The organism is Leptothoe sp. ISB3NOV94-8A, from assembly GCF_043421595.1.
GTDB classification, from domain to species: Bacteria; Cyanobacteriota; Cyanobacteriia; order Phormidesmidales; family Phormidesmidaceae; genus Leptothoe; species Leptothoe turfae.
In genome coordinates this window covers 3,610,128-3,631,341 of the sequence record NZ_JAXSQW010000001.1, presented here as the reverse complement: position 1 = coordinate 3,631,341, position 21,214 = coordinate 3,610,128, and the positions used below count along the sequence as shown (strand labels likewise).

At 48.1% G+C, this 21,214-nt stretch carries 16 protein-coding genes; 3 read left to right on the top strand and 13 right to left on the bottom strand.

All coding sequences use genetic code 11. The annotated features are described in order from the left end of the window. Positions 1-110: 110 nt before the first annotated feature. Positions 111-1,337: a (E)-4-hydroxy-3-methylbut-2-enyl-diphosphate synthase gene (gene ispG / locus SPB21_RS15320; RefSeq protein ID WP_163667809.1), complete on the bottom strand. Its 1,227-nt coding sequence runs from the start codon at positions 1,335-1,337 to the stop codon at positions 111-113. Between the two features lie 137 nt (positions 1,338-1,474). After that, a complete protein-coding gene (locus SPB21_RS15315; RefSeq protein WP_163667811.1) occupies positions 1,475-1,945 on the bottom strand; it encodes a tetratricopeptide repeat protein in 471 nt (156 codons plus the stop codon). 430 nt (positions 1,946-2,375) lie between these two features. Here SPB21_RS15315 and SPB21_RS15310 point away from each other — a divergent pair, with 430 nt between their 5' ends. Then, the gene (locus tag SPB21_RS15310) at positions 2,376-3,221 is read left to right on the top strand and encodes an AAA family ATPase (protein ID WP_499061898.1); all 846 of its coding nucleotides are present in this window, start codon (positions 2,376-2,378) and stop codon (positions 3,219-3,221) included. 49 nt (positions 3,222-3,270) lie between these two features. Here SPB21_RS15310 and SPB21_RS15305 read toward each other — a convergent pair whose 3' ends face one another. Beyond that, positions 3,271-5,076, bottom strand: a complete 1,806-nt coding sequence (locus tag SPB21_RS15305) for an aspartate kinase (protein ID WP_163698457.1) — start codon at positions 5,074-5,076, stop codon at positions 3,271-3,273. Positions 5,077-5,536: 460 nt separating this feature from the next. On the opposite strand from SPB21_RS15305, the gene SPB21_RS15300 reads away from it, so the two are divergent. Then, entirely contained in the window at positions 5,537-6,958 is a 1,422-nt protein-coding gene (locus SPB21_RS15300) for an NAD(P)/FAD-dependent oxidoreductase (RefSeq protein WP_499867067.1), read from the top strand. 49 nt (positions 6,959-7,007) lie between these two features. Here SPB21_RS15300 and SPB21_RS15295 read toward each other — a convergent pair whose 3' ends face one another. Genes SPB21_RS15295 through SPB21_RS15285 form a run of 3 tightly spaced genes read right to left on the bottom strand, consistent with a single transcriptional unit; the run spans position 7,008 to position 10,070 of the window. Continuing rightward, entirely contained in the window at positions 7,008-7,919 is a 912-nt protein-coding gene (locus tag SPB21_RS15295) for a S66 peptidase family protein (RefSeq protein ID WP_499867066.1), read from the bottom strand. 54 nt (positions 7,920-7,973) lie between these two features. Next, on the bottom strand, positions 7,974-9,749 hold the full coding sequence (locus SPB21_RS15290; RefSeq protein ID WP_499867065.1) for a WD40 domain-containing protein: 1,776 nt from the start codon (positions 9,747-9,749) through the stop codon (positions 7,974-7,976). A gap of 39 nt (positions 9,750-9,788) precedes the next feature. Beyond that, the gene (locus tag SPB21_RS15285) at positions 9,789-10,070 is read right to left on the bottom strand and encodes a Ycf34 family protein (protein WP_163667823.1); all 282 of its coding nucleotides are present in this window, start codon (positions 10,068-10,070) and stop codon (positions 9,789-9,791) included. Between the two features lie 340 nt (positions 10,071-10,410). Here SPB21_RS15285 and SPB21_RS15280 point away from each other — a divergent pair, with 340 nt between their 5' ends. Beyond that, positions 10,411-11,664, top strand: a complete 1,254-nt coding sequence (locus tag SPB21_RS15280; protein WP_250565732.1) for a CCA tRNA nucleotidyltransferase — start codon at positions 10,411-10,413, stop codon at positions 11,662-11,664. 77 nt (positions 11,665-11,741) lie between these two features. Here SPB21_RS15280 and SPB21_RS15275 read toward each other — a convergent pair whose 3' ends face one another. The 7 genes from SPB21_RS15275 to hpsA form a co-directional block, all read right to left on the bottom strand. Continuing rightward, entirely contained in the window at positions 11,742-12,557 is an 816-nt protein-coding gene (locus tag SPB21_RS15275) for a sulfite exporter TauE/SafE family protein (RefSeq protein ID WP_163698448.1), read from the bottom strand. 71 nt (positions 12,558-12,628) lie between these two features. Beyond that, the gene (locus SPB21_RS15270; RefSeq protein ID WP_163667829.1) at positions 12,629-13,273 is read right to left on the bottom strand and encodes an HAD family hydrolase; all 645 of its coding nucleotides are present in this window, start codon (positions 13,271-13,273) and stop codon (positions 12,629-12,631) included. Positions 13,274-13,326: 53 nt separating this feature from the next. Continuing rightward, positions 13,327-13,872 carry a pilus assembly FimT family protein gene (locus SPB21_RS15265; protein ID WP_499867064.1) on the bottom strand — a complete coding sequence of 182 codons (546 nt, stop codon included), beginning with the start codon at positions 13,870-13,872 and terminating at the stop codon, positions 13,327-13,329. A gap of 127 nt (positions 13,873-13,999) precedes the next feature. Then, positions 14,000-14,533 (bottom strand): pilus assembly FimT family protein, encoded by a 534-nt coding sequence (locus tag SPB21_RS15260; RefSeq protein WP_163667833.1) that lies wholly within the window; start codon positions 14,531-14,533, stop codon positions 14,000-14,002. 21 nt (positions 14,534-14,554) lie between these two features. Next, a complete protein-coding gene (locus tag SPB21_RS15255) occupies positions 14,555-15,592 on the bottom strand; it encodes a prepilin-type N-terminal cleavage/methylation domain-containing protein (RefSeq protein ID WP_250565082.1) in 1,038 nt (345 codons plus the stop codon). Positions 15,593-15,615: 23 nt separating this feature from the next. Then, on the bottom strand, positions 15,616-16,290 hold the full coding sequence (locus tag SPB21_RS15250) for a prepilin-type N-terminal cleavage/methylation domain-containing protein (protein WP_250565083.1): 675 nt from the start codon (positions 16,288-16,290) through the stop codon (positions 15,616-15,618). Positions 16,291-16,336: 46 nt separating this feature from the next. Continuing rightward, positions 16,337-21,163, bottom strand: a complete 4,827-nt coding sequence (hpsA, locus tag SPB21_RS15245; RefSeq protein WP_499867062.1) for a hormogonium polysaccharide biosynthesis protein HpsA — start codon at positions 21,161-21,163, stop codon at positions 16,337-16,339. Positions 21,164-21,214: the final 51 nt, after the last annotated feature.

Sequence of the window (21,214 nt, the reverse complement as noted above, 5' to 3'; positions counted from 1 at the left end):
AGTTTTCCTTGAACAGTACTTAAAACATATCCGGGGCTGTCATTTTTTCCTCAGGAAAAAATGACAGCCCCGAATGCTGTACTCGGTAATTTGTTCTACAGATATGTCACTTATTTGTCCGGCTCTACCCAGCGACCATCACTCTTGATCAGGTTAATTAATTCTTCTACGCCGCTTTCTTCAGGCACACGTTTGATTTCTTCACGCCCTCTATACAGGGAAATATATCCAGGCGTTTTACCCACATAGCCGTAATCAGCATCTGCCATTTCCCCTGGACCGTTAACGATACAGCCCATCACAGCAATATCTAATCCTGTGAGATGGTCAGTTGCAGCGCGTACTTTGTGTAGAACTTCTTCCAGATTAAATAAGGTACGCCCGCAGGATGGGCAGGCAACGTACTCCACCATGGTTTTACGTAAGCCCAAGGCCTGCAAAATGCTATAGCACACTGGGATTTCTTTTTCAGGGGCTTCGGTTAGAGAGACACGGATGGTATCGCCAATGCCTTCGGCTAGGAGAGTGCCAATACCGGCTGTCGATTTAATTCGACCATATTCTCCATCCCCAGCTTCAGTCACCCCCAAGTGCAGCGGGTAGTCCATGTCTAGCTGATCCATGCGTTGAGCCATGAGACGATAGGCGGCCAGCATGACAGGTACCCGTGAGGCTTTGAGGGAAATCACTAAATTATGGAAGTTTAGGGATTCGCAAATACGAATAAATTCCAGGGCCGATTCCACCATGCCTTCAGGGGTGTCGCCATAGGTGAACAACATGCGTTCTGCTAAGGATCCGTGGTTGACTCCAATGCGCATGGATTTGTTTTGGTCCCGTAGGGCAATGACCAAAGGCTCTAGGGTTTCTCTGATTTTTTCACCGATTGCATCAAATTCTGCCTGGGTGTACTCAGTACGGTCATCGCTAGGCTTTTCAAACACGTAAAGGCCGGGGTTGATGCGTACGTTGTCAACGTGTTTGGCAACTTCCAAGGCAATTTTCATGCCGTTGTGATGTACGTCAGCCACCAGAGGCACTGTTTGATAGGTTGCTGCCAGTTTCTCCTTGATGGTTTCCAAGGCTTTAGCGTGGGCTATGCTAGGAACCGTAACGCGCACAATTTCACAGCCAATTTCATGCAGACGGCGAATGGCGGCGACGGACCCTTCAATATCTAGGGTGTCCTCATTGATCATTGATTGCACAACGACGGGAGCTCCGCCGCCAATGATGACGTTGCCAACCGGCACTGGACGCGTTTTGCGACGAATAATTTTGGTATCGAGCAGTTCGTTTAAACCAGTATTTGAAGAAGGGGGCGTCAGGGTTTGCATACGTCGTGAAGCGAATTTTAAAGTTATTGCCTATTGTATTTTGTCAGGGTCTCACAAAATGCAAGTGGTTACTCGCAGTCTGGGCGACATTTCAAAAACACGGTTCACTAGACAGCAACTTTAGATCCACCAGCGCATCAGGTTAATTTGGCCGTACATTCCAAAATTAGCCGTTGATTGATTAAGGAGAACGGCTGAATATCTAGGGTGCGACGAAAGCATTGAATAGCATCTAGATAGTTACCGATGGATGCATGACATAGCCCTAGACCATGGAGTGCGCCAAAGTGGTAAGGGACGAGCTCAAGGGTTTTTTCACAGTCGTTAATAGCCGCTGGGTATTTGCCGAGCATGTAATTCAAAACGGCACGGCGGTTCCATGCTTCGGCAAAGTCAGGTTCAGTCACAATGAGTTCATCGAGAATGGCTTTGGCTTCATCATTCCGCTCTGCTTCTACTAGGGTCTGACTTTCAATCAAACGCTTGGCCCCTTGCATCCCTTTTTGGTGAAACCACATATGCCAGAACTCACCTGTTGCTTGATTGCGAACAGTTTCATCTGAATCTTTTAATGCCTGTAATAGGCGCTCAATGTAGGCAGAATCCATCAGTTAGACAAATCGAGCGGGGGCGAGTGGTCCTGTAAAACAGTGGGTCCTGTAAAGCAGTGGGTCCTGTAAAGCAGTGGGCCTGGCAAAATAGTAGGATCTCTGAATCAGTAAGTCTGGGAAAACAGACGGTAGCTCCTTAAGTAGTCGAAAGATAACGCTAAGCCTGAATAGTGCGGAAAGCACCTATTGGGTTATGAATAGGCCTAGGGAGGGGACAATAGAGAGTGATATACCCCACTGGGGAATGTTAAGGCAAATGCCGTTGCTCATCTTTGAGATGTTTTTGTAGGTCTTCTCAGTTATCTATCGGCACTTCCTACGTAGAAACATTTTCATAGGGATATCTTTAACAGCAGCATTAGCTAATCTTTATGGGCAGTGTACACGTTATAGCCCATACTCCACTTACAAGGGATCGGTGTCTTTGGTGTCCACGGTAATTCAGGTGCGCCCTCAGCAGTTTGTAAAGACTGCTGCACTTGGCCAGATTATGAAGCGGGCGCTGCGATATTTGCGGTCTGGCTATTCCATTCACTTGGAAGGTCCAACGGGAATTGGTAAAACTACGTTAGCTATGCATTTAGCGGACTGTCGAAAGCGTCCGATGTTGCTAGTTGTCGGTGGTCATGAATTAACTGTTTCTGGTCAGCAAGACTCTTGGCTCAGGCTAGCTTGCGCCGAAGGTTGGACGCTGATCTATGACGAATTTAATCGTTCTCGCCCTGAGCTCAATACGGCTTTGTTATCTGCTTTAGAGGAGCGGATTCTAGTGCTGACTGGTGACCATGGCTCAGAGTATGTTTCCATTCATCCTGAATTTCGAGTGATTTTTACTTCGAATTCGGAAGAATACTATGGTACCTATGGCACCCAAACTGCATTACTGGATCGTTTGATCACCATACATTTGTCGGAACCAGATGTTTTGACTCAGCAGCAGCTGTTAATAGAATTAGCGGGCATTTCTAATGATGCTGCCACTTTGGTGATTAGGATTGTGCAGCAGTTTTTTAGACACGTGGCTCCTGAAGGGCAATTTAGCTTACGTCCTAAGTTGATGATTGCCCAGGTTTGTCAGCGTGAGAGGATCCACATTTCAGCGGATGATGCTGAGTTTCGGCAGGTGTGTCGCGATATTTTGCTTTCCCGGTCCTCTCAACCCACAACGGATGCTAATGAGGTGCTTTGGGAGTTATTTAATCAATTGTCCAAACCCATATCGGTGATTAAACCAGTGGCACCTCATTTGTCGCTGGAGCAAGTGGAGCGTTGATAGAGAAGTTTTTCCTGGGCAAGTGCCACTCCCCATTACTCTCTATCCATTAGGCGGGTACTTTAATTTCTTGACTACCTGCTAGGCCAAAGGCGGTGTGCACAGCCTTTAGGGCATCAATACCGCTATCTTCAGCGACGACGCAGCTAATTTTGATTTCTGAGGTGGCAATCATCTGGATATTGATATCGCTATCGGCCAATGCTTGAAACATTTTTGCAGCGGTGCCGGGTTCGGTCATCATGCCGATGCCGACGGCGCTGACTTTAGCAATGGCCTTATCCAGAACAATTTCACTACTGCCAAACTCGGTCGCGAGAGACTGGAGGACGCCCCTAGCCATGTCCGCATCAGCCTGGGCTACTGTGAAGGCAATATCACGGGTTTGAATGCCGTTGAGTTCGCGACAGCGCTGGGCCTGGATGATCATGTCGACACTGATGCCTCGATCGGCCAGGACTTGGAAGAGTTTGGCTGCCATGCCGGGTTGGTCGGGTACATAGCGTAGAGCCAAGCGAGCTTGGTTACGGTCTAAGGCAACTCCACGAACAGCAGGGCCAGGGACGGTCGCAGTGGCATCTAAGCGGGCGGGTGACTGATTGAGGTCAAAGGCATTACAGAGGGCTGCGATGGTGCGATCGCAATCCTCAGCAGCAATGGTACAACTCACCTTGACCTCAGACGTCGCAATCATTTGGATATTAACCTCTGCGGCTGCCAAGGTGGAGAACATCTTGGCGGCAACACCGGGGCGACCAATCATACCGGCACCAGCAATGCTCACTTTGGCAATTTGGGTATCAGTGACCAAAGCAACCGTATCGCCATCCTCAGAGGTACCTCGCAATGAAGGAATCAGTGATGATGCCAGGTTTTTGGCGTCTTCCAAGACATCCTTTTCAACGGTAAAGGCAATGTCATTGAAGTTCCCTTCGTTGATGGACTGAATAATCAGGTCAACGTTGAGATTTTGCTGAGCCACTGTACCAAATAGCTGGGCCGCTATGCCAGGTCGATCTGGCACCCTGAGCAAGGCTACCTTGGCCTGGTTCGTATCGAACTCGATAGCGTCCACCGGGTGAGCTAGCTCTAACCCTTCTAAGGGGCGTGGCAGTCTGTTCGGGGCGGTAACCTTGGTCCCAGGATCTTCAGTCCAGCTAGAACGCACCACCAGGGTAACTCCGTAGTTACGGGCAATTTCCACGGCCCTTGGATGTAAAACCTTGGCCCCCAGGCTGGCCAGTTCTAACATTTCATCGCAAGTGATATCAGTCATCAGCTGGGCTGATGGCACCAAACGCGGGTCCGTGGTTAAAATCCCTGGAACATCTGTGCAGATTTCACATGCATCCGCTTGTAGGGAAGCAGCTAACGCTACGGCAGAGGTATCTGAGCCACCACGACCAAGGGTGGTAATTTCTAAATCAGGGGCATCACTAATGCCTTGAAAACCAGCAACTACAACGACTTGACCCTGTTCTAAGTGGCGCTTGACTCGCTCCGTTTCAATACGCAGAATACGAGCATGGCTATGGCGAGCCTCTGTCACAATGCCAACTTGGGCACCGGTCATAGAAACCGCTGCCTGGCCTCGTTCTTGGAGAGCCATTGTCAATAACGCAATGGATACTTGCTCTCCAGTGGAGAGCAACATATCCATTTCTCGACGACTCGGTTGGCTAGAAATTTCGCTAGCGAGTTTGACCAGGCTATCAGTGGTTTTGCCCATGGCTGATACGACCACGACAACGGAATTGCCTGCCTGTACCGCTGCCTGTACCCGTTCAGCAACGGTTTGGATCCGCTCAACGCTGCCCACCGATGTGCCGCCGTACTTTTGGACGATTAAAGCCATAGTCTATCCCCCTCTCAAACCCACAAACTCAATTTGCCCTCTGAAATATCTGAATAGTTTGTCTCGTCTAAACCATCAGAAAAACATGCGCCTAGCACTGTTTTATAAACCTGGTTAATCAGATTACCAAGTCAAGCCCCGTCTTGGTGCTTCAGACTCATGAATCTGAATGATATGTATTCTTCCGGACGGAACAGTATAGAAGCATGTATGTAAATCCCATGACACATTAAAAAACATACTGAGAAGTAAATACGTCATCTGATTTTGTGACTGATTGTGGTAGCTTTCTCAGGCTTTTTTCTTAAAAAGGGAATCTTCAAAATAGGGAAAACCCCTATGTCAGGACTACTTCATGAGCTGATATATAAATAAACCTTGAAGAAGACCCTGGTTTAGGCGTTCAACTCAGAGATAGACGATATAAGATTGTTAATCATACGTAATAGTTTTTAATGCTATGACAGCAGCCCTTTCTGGTCAGGCTCCTATAGCCCAAAAAACCACAGCTCAGCAAAAATCTCTACATCATGTGGTGATCGTTGGTGGAGGCTTTGCCGGCCTTTACGCCGCCAAGTCTTTGGGCAAGGCCCCAGTGAGGGTGACGCTCATTGATAAACGGAACTTTCACCTGTTTCAACCATTGCTTTATCAGGTAGCTACAGGTGGACTGTCAGCTGGTGATATTTCTTCGCCTCTACGTTCTATACTCAGTCGTCAAAAGAACGTCAAAGTGCTGATGGGTGAGGTTGTGGATGTTGATCCCGATGCTCAAAAGGTTAGCCTCAAGCGTAATGAAGTCATTGATTATGACAGTCTGATTTTAGCGACTGGCTCTAGCCATCATTACTTTGGTAATGATCATTGGTCTGATGTTGCCCCTGGAATGAAAACTATCGAAGATGCCCTGGAGGTGCGTCGTCGTATTTTCTTGGCATTTGAGGCTGCTGAGAAGGAGACCGATCCCGAACGTCGTAAGGCACTTCTAACCTTCCTCGTGGTAGGTGCTGGTCCCACTGGTGTTGAGCTAGCTGGAGCTCTGGCTGAGCTGGCCTACGAGACCATCAAGGATGACTTCACCGATATCGACCCCCAGGAAACCAAAATTATTTTGCTAGAGGGTATGGACCGGGTGTTGCCCCCTTACCCTGCTGATTTGTCGGTTGCAGCTAAAGCTTCTTTGGAAAAGCTAGGTGTTGAGGTGCGTACACAGTCCTTGGTTACCAATATCGACGGTGACACAGTTTCCATCAAACACGATGGAAACGTGACTGATATGCAGGCTTGCACCGTACTTTGGGCGGCTGGCATTAAGGCTTCTCCCCTGGGTAAAACCATTGCAGAAAAGACTGGCGCTGAAACCGACCGCATTGGTCGAGTCATTGTTGACTCTGACTTGAGTGTGCCGAACTATCCCAATCTTTATATTGGTGGCGATTTGGCTCACTTTGCCTACCAGGAGGATGAAGGCAAGCCTTTGCCGGGTACTGCAGCTGTTGCCATGGATATGGGTAGCTATTTGGCTAATGCCATCAAGACTAAGTTGGCTAAGAAACCAGTTCCGGCGTTTAATTATAAGAATAAGGGCAGCCTGGCCGTGATTGGCCGTAATGAGGCCGTGGCCGACCTGAACTTTATGAAGTTATCTGGCTTCCCTGCCTGGTTTATCTGGATTTTTGTTCATATCTACTTCCTGATCGAATTTGATAACAAGCTGCTAGTGCTGTTGCAGTGGGGCTGGAATTATTTCACCTATCAGCGTGGTGCTCGTCTGATTACCGGAGATGATTCGATTCCAGCATTGTCAGAAACGGTGATGAATGAAATGGAAACCGAAATCGTTACCGTTGGTGACGGCGAGAAGAAAATGGTTAAGGCCTAATCATAATTACGTAGGAATTTCCGTTGTAGGGGCGTTCCATGGAACGCCCCTACAACGGTTGTCGATAATGATTTGGAAATGACAAGAGGCCAGGGCCATCGGCTCTGGCCTCTATTTTTGCTTGAATACCGAACGGTAAGGCCGCATTGACGCCATCATGGCCAAAGGGCAGATTAGCGACGATGGGAATACCCAGGTCCCCCAGACGTTCTTGTAAAACTTCCTTAGCGCTGAAGCTAGGAATATTAGCTGGCGGTTCGCATTGGCTAAAGCGACCGAGGGCAATACCTGCTACCTGGTCAAATTTGCCTAACATCCGCCAGTGGGTGAGCATGCGGTCGAGGCGATAGGGTGCTTCGGTTACATCTTCAAAGGCCAGAATTGCTCCGGCAAAATTGGGTTCATGGGTGGTGTTCAGCAGGCAGGTGGCCACGGTCAGGTTGGCAGGCAGCAGTTTGCCTGTGGCGATGCCGCTGACCCAGCTATGACCTTTGAGTGGTTCTAGGGTTTGGTTTTCTAACCAGTTAAATAGCCGTTGCAGTGACCAGTGGGCTTCTTGGCTGATGGTGGTGAGTAGGGGGCCATGGACGCCGCCACTCATCTGACTGCTCCACAGCAGGCTGGTAATATCGGAAAAGCCAATGAGCCATTTATTAATGCCCGTTGGCCATTGAAAGTTTTCTAGCAGACGGGTGCCACCATAACCGCCTCGAACACATAGTACGCCACGATAGCTAGGGTCTTTCAGGGCGTTAAGTAACTGCTGGCGACGCTGCTCGTCACTACCTGCTAAATAGCCCCAACGTGTGTCGTAGGTGGGGCTGAGTTCCACCCTATAACCACGTTTTCGCCACACTGCCAGACCTGCCTCGAATTTTTCGGTTGCTCGTAAAGTGCCACTGGGAGCAATAGCGTAAAGCAAATCACCAGGAGCGAGAGGGGAAGGTAAGGGATGGACCATAGCTGTGGCAACTGACAGAGGAGATTCACAAGTTGCCTTTGATCATGTCACGGATCATGTCACGGAGTGGTTGCTCCGTTGCCATACGGTGACGGTTTCGTCCTGGCTGCTGCTGACAAGGGTGTTGCCGTCAAAAGCGATCGCAACCACTCCCCATCCCTGCGCTAATTCAGAAACACACTGCCCGTTAGTGCCCTGATAGATCCGTAAAGCATTGCCATCGGTACCAACTGCCAGCAATCGGGCATCGGGGCTCAGGGCTAGGGCCGTAATCTCATCATCGGCACTGCATAGTCGATCGGGTTTAGCGAGGTTAGCTACATGCCAGACATTTACCTGCCCTTGGTCATTGCCAACAATCACATGCTGCCCGCTGGGGTGAAGGGCGAGGGCTCGGCTGGGGCCAATGGGTATGGTTTCCAGCAGACGCTGTTCGGGTAAAGACCATAGCCGCAGGGTGCGATCTCGACTAATGCTGGCCAATTGTTTGCCATTGGTTGCGATCGCACTAACCCAATCCTGATGTTGATTAAACCGATGGCAGGGTGAGAGCTTCGCCAAATCCCACAGATCGATATAACCTGTGCCATCGCTGATGATGAGATACGGTGGTGCGACGGCCAGGTCTGTTGGTCGCCAACCGGGTTGTTGCAATGTTTGCACAAGCTCACCACGGTTCAAATCCCACAGTTTGACGGTGCCATCACTACTGGCGCTGAACAGGATGCGCTGCTGAGGATGGAAGGTTAAGGCAGTGATGCGATCTCGATGGCGTCGACCCTTTAAGGTATAAACCTCCTCACCGCTAGGTAAATCACAAATGAGCAGACTGCCAGAGCTAGTGCCCATAGCCAGAATATTGCCTTGAATTGCTAAGGCCGTGGTGATGCCGGTTGAAAATTGGTATAGAAATTGCCACTGGAGTTGTGGAGAGGACAGGGCCGTTAGAGATTTAGAGGATGCGGGGGCTTTGCTTGCTTGTGGAGGCTGGGACCAGGTATCTATTGGCAATAGTAGAGAACGGGCTTTATCCAATAGGGAGACGGCAGAAGATTTTTTTAGGTCGCTAATCGCTTGACTGGCAGTGGCATAGCGAGTTTCAAGGGACCGTGCCAACAATTTATGGAGAACGGTGCTGAGATTCTTGGGTATCGGTGTTGCCACTAAATCGGGCCAAATCCAGCGATTGTCAGCGACTGAATAAAGATCAAACGGGTTTAATCCGGTCAGTAAATGAATGGCTATCAATCCCAGGCTGTACAAATCGCTAGCGCAGACTAGCTGACCAAGGGCCTGTTCGGGGGCCGCATAGGCCGCGTCGCCACCAGTGGCTTTGAGGGGCGTTTGCTGTCTGTTCAGACGTTTGGTGATACGCAGGTCAATGAGCATCGGCTGCTGACCTTGACGAATGTTGCCTGGGCGGATGTCACCGTGGATAAGGCGAAAACTGTGCAGATATTCTAAGACTGCCAAAAGGGATAACAGCCAAACTTCCACCTTTTCTGCTGGCCAAGGCGGAGGTTCCCCTTGGGTGATGGCTGGGGCATCAATGTACTCAAAAGCTAGAAACTGCCCTGCCGATGTCTGCCAACTATCGACGAGTGCCGGTAGCTGAGGATGTTGGCCCACAGCTTGCATCCGCTTCGTTAAGGTATCGAGCGGTTCCTGGGGGCGATAAATTTGTTTGATGACAACGAGGAGCCGTTGAGCGGTCGGATTGGATTCAGGTGCTACAACATGGGCGAGATCGGTTTGGCCACTTTGCCCTCTGCCAAAGCTTTGGATGATTTCATAACGGTGTTTTCCGTTAACTGTCCTTTGACTCACCATGGTGTCTGGGCGGTGCCCACTTCGTTACCCATGGGCATATTATGTGGGGATAGCTTCACCGGGACGCAATCTTGCCCATTTGCCCATATCCTGTTGAAAACTGTCGCAGCCGACCACATCGTATTCAAAGCCAAAGTCGCCAGACTGCACAATCCGATCGCCTTCTACGCTGACAATGGGCGGGCTAATGTTGGCGTTAATTGTCGGATTTTGGGGGTCAAAATCTGGAGAATCTGTTAAGTGGGGCTGCCGATGGTTCGTTTCAACCGCATGGTAAGTGATACAGCGGTCAACATAGTGGCAGTTGATGCAAATACACATGGAATGGAAAAGGTGTGCTTAAGGGGCTGAATGGTTGAGAGTGAAAGCAGGGTAGGGAATAAATAATAAAAGTTGCTGCTGCTGCTGGCACTTGGCAGATGATGGGGCGTACCCAGTGAGGGCATTCCTGCAGAATATATGCACTTTGCCACCACTTTAACGCAGCTAAAATATAGCCAGGGGAATTTGTTTCAAAATGTGCGGTTGCCCCTAAGTTTTAGCGAAAACCTAGCAGAAGCCTAAAATTAGGTTGCGAAATACGTGTTTACGGGCGACGCAATATAGGAAAATTGTAAGCCGCACTACGTTTGGAGCTGCATCGTTGAAGTTTGTGTCGTCTATGGCGTCTGCCTTAATTCCTAAAACTTGGCCCTTTGATAGCCGCCTGCTGCCGGAAACGGCCTGTGTTGTTGGGGGAAGTGTTCGGGATGCTTTGCTAGAGCGCCAGGCAGAATATTTAGACTTAGATTTTGTCTTACCAGATGGGGCAGTTGCGATCGCGAGTGCCATTGCTAGACGCTATCGGGCTGGCTTTGTGGTGCTCGATGCCGATAATCAAATTGCCCGTGCTGTCTTCGACCAGGCGACCATCGACTTTGCCCAACAGGTAGGCCCCACCCTAGAAACGGATCTGCAGCGACGCGACTTTACTATTAATGCGATCGCGTATCATCCTCCCAGTGATCGACTCATCGATCCCCTCAATGGCATTGCTGACCTGCGACAGCAAACATTGCGGATGGTCAGTCGTGAAAACTTGGCTGAAGATCCATTGCGACTGTTACGAGCGTATCGTCAAGCAGCTCAGTTAGGATTTACCATTGACAGTGATACTCGCGCCTCTATTCGTGAGCTGGCACCGCTGCTACAAAAAATTGCCCCCGAGCGTATTCGCCATGAGCTAGATGCCCTATTAAGTCAGCCTAACGGGTCAGCTTGTTTCAAAATGGCTTGGCAAGATGGCCTATTTGATGCCTGGCTACCCCATCTCAATGCTGGCCATGCCCAGCAACTGGCTAATTTAGATAGTGCGTTAGTCAACTTGCCCAACCTACCAGGTTACCTACAGCTGCTCCATGGCTGGAAAGATACAGTTCCCGCAGGGCACTATCGTAGCTGGATTAAGGCCGCTCGCCTATCTCGGTTACTGCCGCTGGATGAAGAGGCAGCTCACCGTTGGTTGATGCGTTTAAAGTACAGCCGCAGTGAGGGGCAGGCCATCTTTAGAGTGCTCCAGGTGCAGCCCTATTTGGACCGTATGGCTGAGCAAAATGGTTGTTTATCCAAAGCAGACCAATTCTTTTTATTTAAGTTCGCTGGCACCAGCTTGCCCGCTGTCTCGTTAGTCGCCCTTTCCATGGGTATACCGGCCACCGCTGTTGGGGTGATGGTAGAACGCTATCAGACACCTGATGATCCGGTTGCCCACCCTACACCACTACTCAGCGGTAAGGATCTGATGCGTGGGTTAAATCTAAAATCAGGCCCTCAGATCGGACAATTGCTCAGTGCCATTGAACAGGCCCAAGCCAGTGGAGAATTGACCAATGCGGATGAAGCGTTGATTTGGGCAAAAGATTGGTTGGCTGAGTAGGGCAGTATAGCAAACTGCTGAATGCACATCTCCAAAGGAGAGGCTGCCTCAACAGTCGTTTGTTATAGGTATTATTCCTAGGCCAAAAATTGAATACCACCACCAAACATACGTAGGCCAATGACCACCAGCAACCAGCCAAAGATTCGCCGTAGCTGCTGCGGCGAAATAATGTGGGATAGCTGCGTGCCAATGGGGGCTCCGAGCATGGTGAACGGGGCCACTAAGGCTACGGCTGGCCAGTATATGTAACCCGTTGCCCAGGAGATATCTGTATATCCTTGGGAGAATAGTAGAAATGACAGGGTACCGACGATGGCAATTGGCAAGGTAAATGAGGCGGAGGTACCGCTAGCCTTGCTCATGGGAAGACCACAATAGAGGAGAAAAGGTACACTGATTGCGCCTCCGCCAATGCCTAGGATGCCTGATTTAAAGCCAATTAAAGTTCCAACTGTGGCGATCAGTACAAGGGGTGGGGAGCTGGTTTCTTCAAAGGCAGGTTTCCAGTTAAGCAAGATTTTGACGGACACCAATAAGAGAAATGACCCAAAAATAATTTCTAGCCAATGGGTGTCTAAATGATTAGAGAGTAGATTACCAATTAAGACACCCACACCAATGGCAGCGATGATCCGACCAAAAATATCCCAATGGACGTCCCCGCGCATATGATGGGAAAACGTTGATGCTGCTGAGGTAAAAATCATGATGCACATGGCACTGCCTGCAGCGAGATGCATCAGGCTGTAGCTAGGCAAGTCCATCAGTGAAAACAAATAGAACAGGCCAGGCACAATGACCATGCCACCACCAATGCCCAACATGCCAGCGAGGGTCCCAGCGCCAAGACCTAACAGGGCAAACAGGGCAAAATCAGCGAGGCTTACCATAGGAGAATGCAACATCAAGGGAATAGATTACTATTCTATACGTTCTCCTAGGGCCAAATTGTTTGAAATCGCTATAAATCCAACAAATTCAGGCTTTCGATAGGGCGCTCCTGGGTAATGTGTACGGTTTGCAAGCCAATCTGCTGTGCTCCGACTAAATTGTGGGCTGTATCGTCGAGGAAAAGTGTTTTTGCGGGGTCAAGGTTGTTTTCATCGATGACCCGTTGAAAAATGCTGGTATTTGGTTTGCGATCGCCCACCAGATGCGAATAATAGACCCGCTCAAACTGATCGGCTAGGGTGCCAATGTCGTTGCCCATGGCTTCGGCGAATTTGCGATCGCTCGTCGCTAAATGTAGTTCATTAATATTGGACAATAAAAATATCCGCTTCTGCTGGCCGAGCTGACGTATTAACTCCACCCGCTTTGGCGGAAAATCAAGAATCAGTGCACTCCACGCCTGATTAATTGCCTCATCGTCAGCTTCAAACTGTAGCAACTGCATCAGACTGCGTCTAAACTCAGCTGGTGTAATACTGCCAACCTCAAACTTGGAAAAAATGTCTGCTTGGCTCTGTTGACTATACTGCTGAGTGACGTCATAACCAGCCAACTCACTAAATGCTTGAATAGTGAGACCATAATCCAAATTGACAATTACCCCACCCAGATCAAAAACTATGCTTTCAATCTGAGCATGAGAGTATGGAGCCATTAATCTCCCTCCAAGCAAGCAAACACAATTACTCTACTTAATAACAATACCGTTTAATAACAATATCGTCCTCTGGCGTTAGGTTTTGGTTGCTCATGGGATTGGCGGATAGCACCCAATAGGGTGGACATTACTATACAGCTTTTTATGGATGGTGCCCTGCTGCTGGTGAACGTAAGCGTCCGCGTCTGTGAAGCTAACCGTCCCTTATAGTCAAAGCGTATATAGTACGCTCCATCGCGCTTATGCAAGGTGGTATCTGCCAGGTCAAGATCCAGAGCTTTATCCCCCAACGATGTCCAGTCAACAGGTACACCTGACAGCGGGTGCATGGCCCATTCCACCTCGCCCGCGAGTGATTCACGAATACTAAATTGCCAGGTTACGTGCTGATGCATTGCCATCGCTTGAGTTTTGCGAATTGCACTATAGGCGTTACTTTGAGCTTCAGAAACCCGCCATCGTTCTTGCGATCCATTCCATGTTGGTAATACTAGAGCACTTAAAATACCAACAACGACGAGAACTATAATTGTTTCTAAAAGTGTAAAGCCAGAGTCCCTAGCAACAGAATATTGAAGTCTGTGGAATTTAATCATAGTATAGCTAAGCGGAAACTTGCAACACTTTTAAAATTCCCAGAAATAGCCCTAAATTGGCTGTCAACAAGCTCGAATAATATCAAATGCTCAAGCCTTAAACTCTCATATTTTGTGAGAGTTGTCCTTAGTAAAGAGAAGCATCACAATCGTTACCATTCGCTTGCACAATGCCGCCAAGTATAGTCGGCACAATGATACATTTCGGTGTCTCACTCAGTTCCGAGGTGACAGACACAATATAGGGTAAATCTGTTGGATTAACGGGTTCAACTTCCCCTTTATAATTAAAAACAAACTCTTGAACATTCGCCGTTAACCGAATACTGCCATTTTGTTCTCCACCAACAGACTGTTCTCTACCAGTTGTTTCACCAGTTGTAGAGTTTACTTGTACTGTAGGAGCAGCTGATACACCCGCAGCCCCAGAGAATCTGATGACTCTAGTGGAGTTTTTTTGTTGTGCATCAGATTGAGCAGTTTGAATGATTTGGGCTAAATCGCTACGGGCACGACTCACACGTTGACGATTCATATAACCCAGCCAGCCAGGCGCAACAATGGCGGCCAAAATGCCTACCATAATGATAACCACCAATAGCTCAAGCATTGAGAAACCAGCTGTTGAAGAGATAGATTTTTGTGGCTTAAATCGCTTCATGATTAGTGTCCTTATCGCTAATTATCCATCTTTATTGATGACACCGCGCAGCTTGACCTGAGTTTGTAGTACAGGGAAACGGCTGCCGTCACTTGCTGGCCCTAAAAAGCGATTTTCCGATTCAACATCACCCCTGAGAAAAAGATAGACATCCTGGGTTGTCCTAAAATCTCCGTCAGCCAGGTTAGGTTGTCGTATACAAGCAAAAAAACCAGCTGCATCGGTCGCATTTTCAGGAGTCACGACATAGTCATATACATCATTAGTGTTATCGTTTTCTCCAGTTAAACGGCTATTGAGGCCAAAGACTAAATTACGACAGTCAACAGCAGTCCCCCCTGGATCCGCTTGTTCCACAAAATCTACTAACGCGACACTATTGCCGCCAACAGCATCAGGCGTTGTACTCGGCTCCCAGTTTTCAAAATCAGTAGCCTGGTCCGTAATAGGGTCCGCGTAACCAGGGGTTTCAGTGAAAGTGGCTAAGTTGGCATACTGGGGCAGCTCGTAACGTCTGAGGACGCTGGGACCCTTCCAAACATAGTCTGCATCAGTATCATCCCGATGCTGTTGATAGTAAACAATCAGGGAATAACTCGCTCGACGTGTTCTCGCAACTCGACAGATTTCCATCTCATCGTCATTGCCTGTACAAGTATCAGGCAACACATCATCATCTAGAGGCACTGTGCGCCAAAAGGCAAGTAAGGGAACCGCATCACCACTACCCTCCACACCAGTGCCCATCTGGTCACTTAAAATCTGGATATCGTCAACAATCTCCTGCATGCGAACATCGTTATAGACGTAGACAGCTTCTTCTAAATCATCAGCGATATAGTCTATGGCACGCTGCATATCCCGTTGAACCCGTTCCAGTGCAATTTCTCGACGGTCTATTTGTAACAGTTCAACCACTAAAAACAACAAGCCAGATATAATGATGCCAGCAATGATCATTGAGATAAGAACTTCCATTAAGGTGAACCCAGAAGTTCGATGTTTTCGTTGCTGCAACAGCCATCGATACAACCAACTTTTAGAATGGTAATTAGCCATGGAGCTTTCAAAGAATAGTGCAGTTAACATTCAGAAGGCGTAGAAACAGTTGTTCCTTGAACACTGTTGATGAATTCGTAGTAGTCACACAGTGATTCTTCATCATCACTTCTGATGAGGCTAGTGTAGATAGTGGAGAGGGGGGCATTACCTGATTGCCCTTCACCGCTGGTCATAATCAGGCTGGCCTGTTCCACATCTGTGGGATCTAAACTTCCTATGATGTCAGCGCGATAAACCCTAACCCCTAGATCAAACGCGACGGGGATTGTCCCGCTTGTAATTCCGTCAGTTTTGAAAACCTGAACAGCGTAATCGGCGTTGCCATCGTTATCCACATCAATGGCCCGAGCCGCGTCAGTCGTTGTTGAGTATGTGTTGTCGTTAATAACATTTGGCGCAGGGACCGGAACAACATCAAAGTCAGCTACGCTATTTACACCCGTTGGTGTTGGCGCAATATTTAAGGTGTAGTTCCCACCCTGACTAACAATTAGCTTTATCCGGTCTACTTCTGCCTGGGCTATTTGAAAGGCTTGCTCTGCCCGTTGACTTTGAACTCTGGTCCCAACAGCCAGGATGACCATTGGCGTCATGACTGCCGTAGCGATGGCGATAATCACAATTGCCACCAACCCCTCAATCAGCGTCAGACCACTGTCATCGGCCTTAACAGGTACTTGCGACTTAGTACTCATTAGCTTTTTTAGTTGCCTATTTTTCAAAAACATTTTCGATTACTCCCTATTGGCAACCAACATCAGCACCGAGTACAAGGGCACCGGTCGAATCTTCTGCTGTACAGAGGTTAGCGATATACTCATCCTGTAGAGGCAGCTCCCGATAAAACTCACTTCTGGGTCGACCTAAGGCAACGAAACGACGGGCAATGGGAGCAACACTGGTGTACTGGAAACCGACATCGTAACCCCAAATACGGGTGGCGGCACCGTAGAAGCCGTTGTACACATTGTTACCACCAGTAGAAATAGGTGTAGTACCTGGTTCCCAAGAGTCCTGGTCAAATGGAGCCGTTGCCTGGGTACTAAAGTTCAACTGGAAAAAGCCCCCTGAAATAAACAAGTTTTTACCAGGCCAATACTCAAGCAGCCGTGGGAAGTTGTGTAACCCACCATAGTTTTGGCCTGCTCGCAGCGGTACAATACCCGAAACTAACAGTGCATTAACGCGGGTATTATCAGCTGCTGGAATCAGATTCTCCTGACGTTCAGCCTCATCTGAAAACTGGATATGGTTTGCACGGCCACCATTAAACGTAGTGGGGAATTCGGTGTATGCAGAACTTAAGTCCCCTTCAGTCTGTGCTTTAGCTGCAATGCCGTTCCGATTAAATCGGATTGGCAGCGAAACATTGCTATCACCCTGTTGGTCTGCTAAATCTTCACGCTGCCAGTGGCGTGGCTCCCATGTAGCATCATCCTCCCTAAGCGGTCGATCCGAATTTAGATATGAGGATTGAGCACTATTAGCCCCTATGGTAGTTGTACTACCGTCAGTTTCATAAATATAGGCATCTTCAACGTAACCATCGCGGAACTCACTGGAGAGAATGCTGACTGCATCAGCAAAAATTTCGGCAGGTCTCCATAGGTCTTGGCCGCCCTGTGCAAAGTCCTGGTCCAGGGTGCTACGTCCATAGAAATCGTTAAAGGGGTTGCCTGCTCCGGTGGCAAAGTCTGTGCCTAGCTGTTCTTCAAATTCTTCGAGAATATTGCCAGAAGTATCTTGGTGGAGATTGAAATTACCATAGATATAAGCTGGATTATCGGTGACAAAAGTAACCCCTGCAGCCTTGTCGTCCCCTGAACGATGGATAATCGCACCATTAATTAATCGGAAACCGTAGGGGCGTCGATCAGGATCGGCATACATATCAACCGGCTTTGGACTAATTAAGTTGTCTGCCAACGGTGGATCGTAGGTTCCTTGTTGATTAGGGCCATTTGGCACAACATCCATTGGACAGTTTTGTCCGTTATCTTGCAGATTGGCAAAATCTTGACAGGTAGCCCAATCTGCCTGGCGAGGGCGAACGATATTGTCTTCTCTCACAGCATCTTCTCTGGCGGCATAGAAAATACCATCGTCTTCTGGAATCCAGGCAATTTGCTCGGTGCCAACGGTAAAGTATGAACGAGCGTCCGCAGTAATATCCGTCAGTTTATCGATATCTAAATCAAGCACGCGAATATTCAACAACTCGCGTCCATCCATCATGGCTTTGTCAAGAAATGCAAGTTCTGTGATGGTACCGTCTGCATCAATTGCATTTGTTTGCAGGTCATCGCGGGTGCTGAGGCCAGTACCCGCACTGATTGGCTGTCTGAAATTGGCAAGACTGGTCCTGGGTGCTAGGGCAATAGTATCTGGCCCAACTGTTGTAAAGAGTATGCTGTCATCATCATTTACACCACCAATAATTTCATCGTCAGCCGCATTTGCAAGGCTCCCTGTGGTACCTTTCTCATCAACCTCGACAACAAAGGGAGACGCGGTGCTTCCTTCATTCAAAAGTTCTTCGGCAGTTGTGGTTACGGCAGTGGGATAGAAATTATCCCTGTAGGGTTGACGATAAGTTGAGTTATCTAAGTCAAGATAATCGTGGTCCGTGACTGGGAAAAGATAATGCAAGATTGGATACTTTGGCCCTTCGGAAATAGAACAAAAGGCCATTGTTAAACCAAGTTGAGCGTTTTCAGAGTTACCACCAGTGGTTGCAAAGCCAGTTGGGTCACAGCCAGCGCCAAAGATTTCATCAGCAAAAGTGCCGCCAGACCCTTGATATTCATAGGTACCTGTATCTGGGTCATACCCTGTCCCTGAGCCAGCAATACCACGGGATGTTCCCGCAGGAATAAAGCCCATTGTGCGATCTCGTAAAACCTGTTGTAGTCTGCCAATTACTTCAGCTCGGGCTATGGCTGTATCAAGGTTTGCACCCAGAGCACCATCATTTTCAAGGGCGTTGAGCCATTCCTCTTTTGTAAATTGAGTGTAATAGCTTGGGTCATAGGGACTAGGTGGACAACCTGTACTGCCTAAGGAAGTTGTACAAAGGTTAGTTGTTGTGTCTTCACCAATCTCACCATTGGCAACATTTCCATCCATTAGTTTGGCCAGCTGTACCCCAAGAGCATTTAGGCCAGCGCTTCCATTGGCTGGAATGCTATCAAACTCAAGCTGCAAACTATTTAAGTTATATGCCAACATCCCTAGCGTACAAGCCGCAGAATGAAGGGTGGACTTATCTGCTGGGCTCAAATCATCATATTGGGCATCAGTGTTGACCGTGTAGTCGTCAAAAATACGTCGGAGCACTGAGAAGTCTCCCCACATGGATAGATAGGGATAGGGATGAACAAACTCGTCAGTCTGACCGGCTTCTCCTTGAACTGGGGGAAACGATGGTGCACCACCCTGAGGGTCCCCGGCAAAATATGCTAGATTACGGAGCGCCTTGCCCATGGGTTTGTCATCGGCAAATTCATCGGTGATGTCGCCGTTACTATTACTATCAAAACTACTAAAATTAAACTCCCAGCCGTTAGTTCCTGTTCCTGTTAGGAAATCAATTTTCCAATCATCTGTTTCTGTGTATTTGGTAAAGGTACGGCTATTTATTAAAGTATCCAAAGTACCTGGATGCACCGTAGACGCTGAACAAATATAGGGTAAGTTTCCATTGTCTTCGGTATAGTGGTAAACCACCATGCCCTGCACAGCTGCTAAGTTATCCCGCAGAGACTTTTGTTGCTTAGCTTGAGCAGGTGTCTTTTCTATGTCACCTCCACTACGAGTTAGATTCTGAACTGTTGTGGGTGGATAAAGCGGATCATCAGCTTCCCATCCAAACTGATTACCTAGCTCTAACCGTTGACCAACAACAACACGTAAACCCTGAGAAATAGAGCGTCTTTCCCAATACCCATCTAGACCGTACTCTTGCTCAGCCGCATTATCACTAGCTAACACTGAGTTGTCATTAATTTCATCACCAATTTGGTGAGGTGTAGAGAGATATACACCATTAGCTTGAGTCAAGCTATTTTCAGAGTCGTAACGGGGCTTTGGCCCATAGCGATTGTCTGCCCGAAACCCATCATCTACAAATGGACGAGCCGCATCGGGAAATACTCGCACCCGACTGCTATCACTCAACAGTTGAACTTGATCATTGGGCTCTAAAGGATTTGGAGATAACGCATCCTTGGCAGCCTCAGGATCCCACGATGTATCATCCAAATTAACAGTAATGTCTTCTGTAAGAATCAAAACTGGGTCTACAGCAACATCTGTGACATCAGTTCCACCAGTTTCATCAACTGAATCGGTATCATCTTTCAGATTATTTTTGCCAGGGTTAGTGGGGGTAGCATTATTCTCTTTGTGAAATTCTGTATTTCCCCCAAAATCGTCATCCCTTGATGCACCTGAAATCAAATGCCCTTGGAAAAATTGATCATCAGTGCCATCGCCATCGGTATCGTAGCCACTCACACTGAGACTAATTTCCGATGCATCGGTACTGAAAACACAGGACTCTGGAGAGCTAACTAGATACGCCTCTAGATTCTCAAATGCAATGATGTTTGACTCTGAGTGCATGGCTCCATTCCAGCGAAAATCTCCACCTGGGAATATTTCCATGTCGTAACGGAACCAGGCACCATATACATTCCCCTTTGGAATAGTGCGTACTTGCTGATACTCTGCGGAGCTAACCGTTCGATTAATAGTGTTGGGGTTAGCAATGTTTAGAACGTCAATTTGAAAAACTTTTTGCAGAGTACCGCCAGCATCTTGCCAGCCATCACCGGCCAGGGTACTTACAGGGCAACCATCAACCGACTGTTGTGTATTAATAGGACCGTTGCGCGTAACCAGGTTATCTGCTTTTTCGTCTACCTGATTAGAGGTTAGGGTCAGTTCATTACCATCTGAGTCTTGAATAATGTCACCATCTGAATCTCTTGCTTCGTGAGAGGTGAGGATTGAATAAACAATGGTATTGCCATCACGGGATTCAAAGCTCCACGCAGGGTCAGGATTACCATCGTCGTTGATGTCTAACTGGGTTTCATCTGGCAATGTGTATGGATCGTCATTGGCTTGATTCGCAGCCCCCCAGGTTTGGCCGTAACCTCCGTCTGCCAATGGCCTTGAGTATTTTAAAAGTGAATTGATTAAGTCACTGCTAGAGGGTGGTCTTTTGTTAATGACCTCTGGATCTTTTGTAAATAAGTACTCAATTTTAGCCTTGGCCCTGTCAACGGCGGGCGCAGCAAAGTTGTCAATCTGTTGTTGCTCACGATATGCGATTGTCTGAGCAGCCCGATTGAATGAGCGAAAACTTAATCCTCCAACAGTTAAGGTGAGTACCAGAAGCAGCATCACGGTTGTTGGTAATACAAAGCCAGCCTGTCGAGTGCGACTGAAGCGAGCACCCATAAAAGCCAGCCTTAGCACCCAAGCCATAAACTGCTTAGGTAGTCGACCAAGATAATGATTTAGTGAATGACGATTAGGGACAGGAACCCGAAAGCGTTTCATATGTATCCTTCTATGAGGCAGGATACTTTAGACTAACGACCTTGAGTTCAA